Raw genomic sequence first — 4,080 nt, 5'->3', positions numbered from 1 at the left:
GACGCCGCCCTCGGGCAAGCCGATGTCTTTCGGCCTGTTCCAGAATTACCCGAACCCGGCGCGGGACGATACGGTCTTCAAGTACACGCTGCCGGCTCGCGCGGAAGTGGAGCTGGTGGTGTACGACCTGAGCGGCCGCCGCGTCGCGACGGTAGCGAAGGACGTCCGCGAGGCCGGCGTATATGAGGAACGGTACGGCCTGATGGACGACGGCGGGAAGCCGCTGCCGGCGGGCGTGTACCTGTACCGCCTGAGTGCCGGCGCCGACGTCGCGACCAAGAAGATGGTTGTAGTGCACTAGGGCGGGCGTGTGACGGCGATAGGCTGGGCCCCGTCCTCAGGGCGGGGCCTTTTAACGTACAAAACGGGTAGTTCGCGGGTCGCATCGTCCGGCGGCGTTAAAAAAACGCTTGACTTTGGTTCCTCGTTTAAATATACTACGTTTTAGAAGAGCTGACGCCGAGCCGAGGAGGCAAAGCGTCTACAATTGAATATCGGCCTGGGGCGTACGGAAGGCGGTGAAAAGCCGCCGCGGCCCCGCCACTGTAAGCGGTTACGAAAGCCGGCATTTATGCCACTGGGAAACCGGGAAGGCGCCGGCCGGTAGGATGACCCGCGAGCCAGTAAACTTGGCCTCAGGCTGCTTGTCCCCGGCGGAAGCCGGGTAGACCCCTACGACGGGTAGGGCGACAAGATTACTAAGTAATCGCGCCGGCCGTCGGGCCGGCTTTTTTTATGGTCAAAAAGGGATACCGCGCGTTTCTGGTTACGGCGGCCGTCGCCGCGGCCTTGGCGGCTTGCGGCAAACCCGCGCCGCGGCGGGTAACCGAGGAGACGAGGTCGTTTCGGGACGACCTAGGCCGCGACGTCGACGTTCCCGTCGCGCCGCGCCGCATAATTTGCACGTCGCCCGAGATGACGGAAATCCTGTTCGCCCTCGGCGCCGGGGGGCGCGTCGTAGGCGTCGTGCGGGGCTGCGATTGGCCGCCGGCGGCGCGCGAGCTGCCGTCGGTGGGTGATTTCTCGAACGTTTCGTTGGAGCGGGTCGCGGCGCTCGAGCCGAACTTGGTAATCGCGGCGGGCCACGAGCAAAACCGCATCGTCGCCCAACTCGAGCGCCTGGGGGTCCCTACGGTCGCTTTCCTCGCCCCCGATATCGCGAGCGTTAGACGCAACGTCAAGGCCGTCGGGGCCATAGTGGGGGAGGAGGCGAAGGCGGCCGAACTCGTCGCGGCGTTTGACGAGAAAATAAGCGCCATAACCTCGGAAGCGGAAAAGGTGCCCTTAGGAGATAGGCCGCGGGTATACCTCGAGATATGCCCCGAGCCGCTGATGACCGTTGCCGAAGGGTCGTTCGTGCGCGACGCCATCGTCTTGGCCGGCGGCGTAAACGTCGGCGCGGGGCTGCCGCGGCCGTATTCGCGCATCGAGGCCGAGGTCGTCATCGCCCGCGACCCCGAGGTGATCGTCTTGTGCCACGGCGGGACGACGGCCGCGGACGTAGCGGCCCGTACCGGTTGGGGTCAAATAACCGCCGTTAGAGAGAAGAAAATCTGCGAGTTAAATCCGGATTTAATTTTACGCGCCGGCCCTCGGTTGGCCGAGGGGGTGGCGGCGCTATACCGCATATTTTACCCCGAACGCGCCGAAGGGGAGGGTATCGGTGAATCGTAAGGTCGCGACGTTCGTCACCCTCGGCTGCGGCCTACTGGCCGTGTGCGCCGCTTCGGCGTTGATGGGGCCGGGGCTCGGGCCCGCGGCGTCGGCGCGCGCACTGGGAAAACTATTCGCGGGCGGCGTCCTCCCGGCGGACGAGTACGCGATTATCGTGGTACGTATGACGAGGTTGGCTGCGGCCCTTTGCGTCGGCGTCGCGTTGGCGACGGCGGGGACGTCGCTCCAGGCGCTACTCCGCAACCCGTTGGCGGACCCGTATATATTGGGGATTGCCGCCGGCGGCGGCTTCGGCGCCGCGGTCGCGACGGCGTTGGGCTTAGGCGGCGGCTTGGCGGCGTTTTCGGCGGTCAACGTCTTCGCTTTCGCGGGCGCCCTCGCGGCCGTAATGGCCGGGTTCGTCGTGGCCCGCGCCGCGGGCATACTCTCCGTGCACGCGCTCCTCCTCGCGGGCGTAATGGTGGGCGCGTTCTTCACGTCGTTGATTTTATTGGTACTCGCCGTCGTGCCGGCTCGAGACCAGCACGCGGTTTTTTTGTGGCTAATGGGCGACCTCGCGAGCCCCGACATAACGCCCGTAAAGGTCGGCTTCACCGCGGCCGTCGTCGTCTTGTGCAGCGGCGTACTGTTCTTGCTCGCGCGGCCGTTGGACATCATCGCCCTCGGCGAGGAAAGCGCGTTCCATTTGGGCCTTTCGGTAGAGAAGTTCAAGTTGCTGGTTTTGGGGTGCGCGGCGCTCGCGACGGCGTCGGTGGTCGCTTTGGCCGGGCCTATCGGCTTCGTCGGCATCGTCGTGCCGCACGCGCTGCGCCGTATAATCGGGCCGCGCCACTTACCGCTTCTGGCCGCGGCGGCGGCGGGGGGCGCGGCCTTGGTGGCCGTCGGCGATACGCTCGTGCGGGTAACGGCGGATTATTTCAATATGCCCATCGTCCCGGTCGGGGTTTTTACGGCGCTGGTGGGGGCGCCGTATTTCCTGGTGATATTACGGAAGAAGGGGTACTGATTTGGCCGCGCCCTTAGTAGAAGCGTTGGACGTTTACTTCTCCTGGCCTACGGGGCCGGCGGTGAAGGGCGTCAGCTTCGCCGCGGCCGCGGGCGAGATGGTAGCGGTCGTCGGCCCCAACGGCGCCGGCAAGAGTACGCTCTTGCGTTTGCTTTCGGGTTATTTGAAACCGGACCGGGGCGAGGTCCGGTTGGCGGGGCGGGATATCGGCCGGTACGGCCGGCGCGACGTCGCCCGGCTTGCCGCGTTCGTCCCGCAATACAGCGAAGTGAACTTACCGTATACGGTGGCCGAGTTGGCCATGCTCGCCCGGTACGCGCGGCTGGGGCCGTTTAGGCCGGCGGGCGGCCGCGACCGCGACGTCGTAGCGGAGGCGCTCGAGCTCACCGGCGTCGCGTACCTGGCGGACCGGCCGGTTAGCCAACTCTCCGGGGGCGAGTTTCAAAGGACCGTGCTCGCCCGGGCGCTCGCCCAGGAGCCGGCCCTTATTTTCTTGGACGAACCGACGGCCCACCTCGACATATCGCACCAGGTTCAAATATTCTCGTTGTTAAAACGCCTTAACGCGCGCCGCGGTTTGACCGTTATCGCGGTCCTCCACGACCTCAATATGGCCGCGGCGCATTTCCCGCGGGTCGTCCTGCTGGCTTCGGGCGAAGTCGAGGCGGACGGCGTTGCGGACGAAGTGTTGGCGGAAGATAAGTTGTCGAAGGTTTACGGTTGTATCGTAAAAACGCGAACCGTGGAAGGTAGGAGGTTCGTATTTCCGGAATTACAACAATAGGAGGAGGTTGGACGATGGGTAAGTTGCGCATTATTTGTATCATCGGGATAACGGCATCGTGGACGGTCCTCGGCGGCGCCGCCGCTGGCGTCGAAGTAGACGAGGAAGATATCTTCCCCGGCGACCCGATCGTAATTACGGCCATAGGCGAACCCGCCCGCGAGTCCGAGGTTCCGTTCGGCATAAGCGCCGTGACGGCGGAAGAGCTGCAGCTCCTCGCCGCGGAGAATTTGGCGGAAGGGCTCGTGCGGGCCGAAGGCGTCTACGTACGCGAGTACGGCGGGCCCGGGGCGAGTGCGACGTTGTCGATGAGGGGAGGGTTCGCGAAACAGACGCTCGTTATGGTGGACGGCCAACCGGTGAACAGCCACCAGGGCGGCGAGGTGGACTTCAACGCCGTAACGTTGGAAGACGTCGAGAGGGTGGAAGTGATGGCCGGGCCGTCGTCGGCCCTTTACGGCGCCAACGCGACGGCGGGCGTCGTGAACGTCATTACGCGCGGCGTGCCGGCCGAGCCGACGGTGACGTTCGGCGGCAGGTACGGCACTTACAACGGCGTCGGGACCGCGGTCGAGGCGGGGGTGCCTTTCGGCAGGATCGGCGTGACCGGCGGCGG

The 4,080-nt window shown here is 65.3% G+C and carries 5 protein-coding genes and 1 riboswitch; all 5 genes read left to right on the top strand.

The window, feature by feature from the left end; all coding sequences use genetic code 11:
* Positions 1 to 301, top strand: a 301-nt coding sequence (locus VMX79_12675; GenBank protein HUV87952.1) for a T9SS type A sorting domain-containing protein, incomplete at its 5' end; no start/stop codon positions are given.
* A 209-nt stretch (positions 302 to 510) separates the two neighbouring features.
* Positions 511 to 629: riboswitch (cobalamin riboswitch) on the top strand.
* Between the two features lie 106 nt (positions 630 to 735).
* Entirely contained in the window at positions 736 to 1,674 is a 939-nt protein-coding gene (locus VMX79_12670) for a helical backbone metal receptor (GenBank protein ID HUV87951.1), read from the top strand.
* Positions 1,664 to 2,680, top strand: a complete 1,017-nt coding sequence (locus VMX79_12665) for an iron ABC transporter permease (GenBank protein HUV87950.1) — start codon at positions 1,664 to 1,666, stop codon at positions 2,678 to 2,680. Before VMX79_12670 ends, VMX79_12665 begins: the two co-directional genes overlap by 11 nt.
* Position 2,681: 1 nt before the next feature.
* Positions 2,682 to 3,464 (top strand): ABC transporter ATP-binding protein, encoded by a 783-nt coding sequence (locus VMX79_12660; GenBank protein HUV87949.1) that lies wholly within the window; start codon positions 2,682 to 2,684, stop codon positions 3,462 to 3,464.
* A 14-nt stretch (positions 3,465 to 3,478) separates the two neighbouring features.
* Positions 3,479 to 4,080, top strand: a 602-nt coding sequence (locus tag VMX79_12655; protein HUV87948.1) for a TonB-dependent receptor plug domain-containing protein, incomplete at its 3' end; no start/stop codon positions are given.

The sequence above is a fragment of the bacterium genome (assembly GCA_035529855.1).
In the GTDB taxonomy this organism is placed as follows: domain Bacteria; phylum RBG-13-66-14; class B26-G2; order WVWN01; family WVWN01; genus WVWN01.
The sequence above is the reverse complement of the archived record's forward strand: the minus strand, read 5'-3'. Positions and strand labels throughout refer to the sequence as shown.

Bases quoted from the DNA above. Each gene is read 5' to 3' on its own strand.
- VMX79_12670 (HUV87951.1), top strand. From the start codon at position 736: ATGGTCAAAAAGGGATACCGCGCGTTTCTGGTTACGGCGGCCGTCGCC.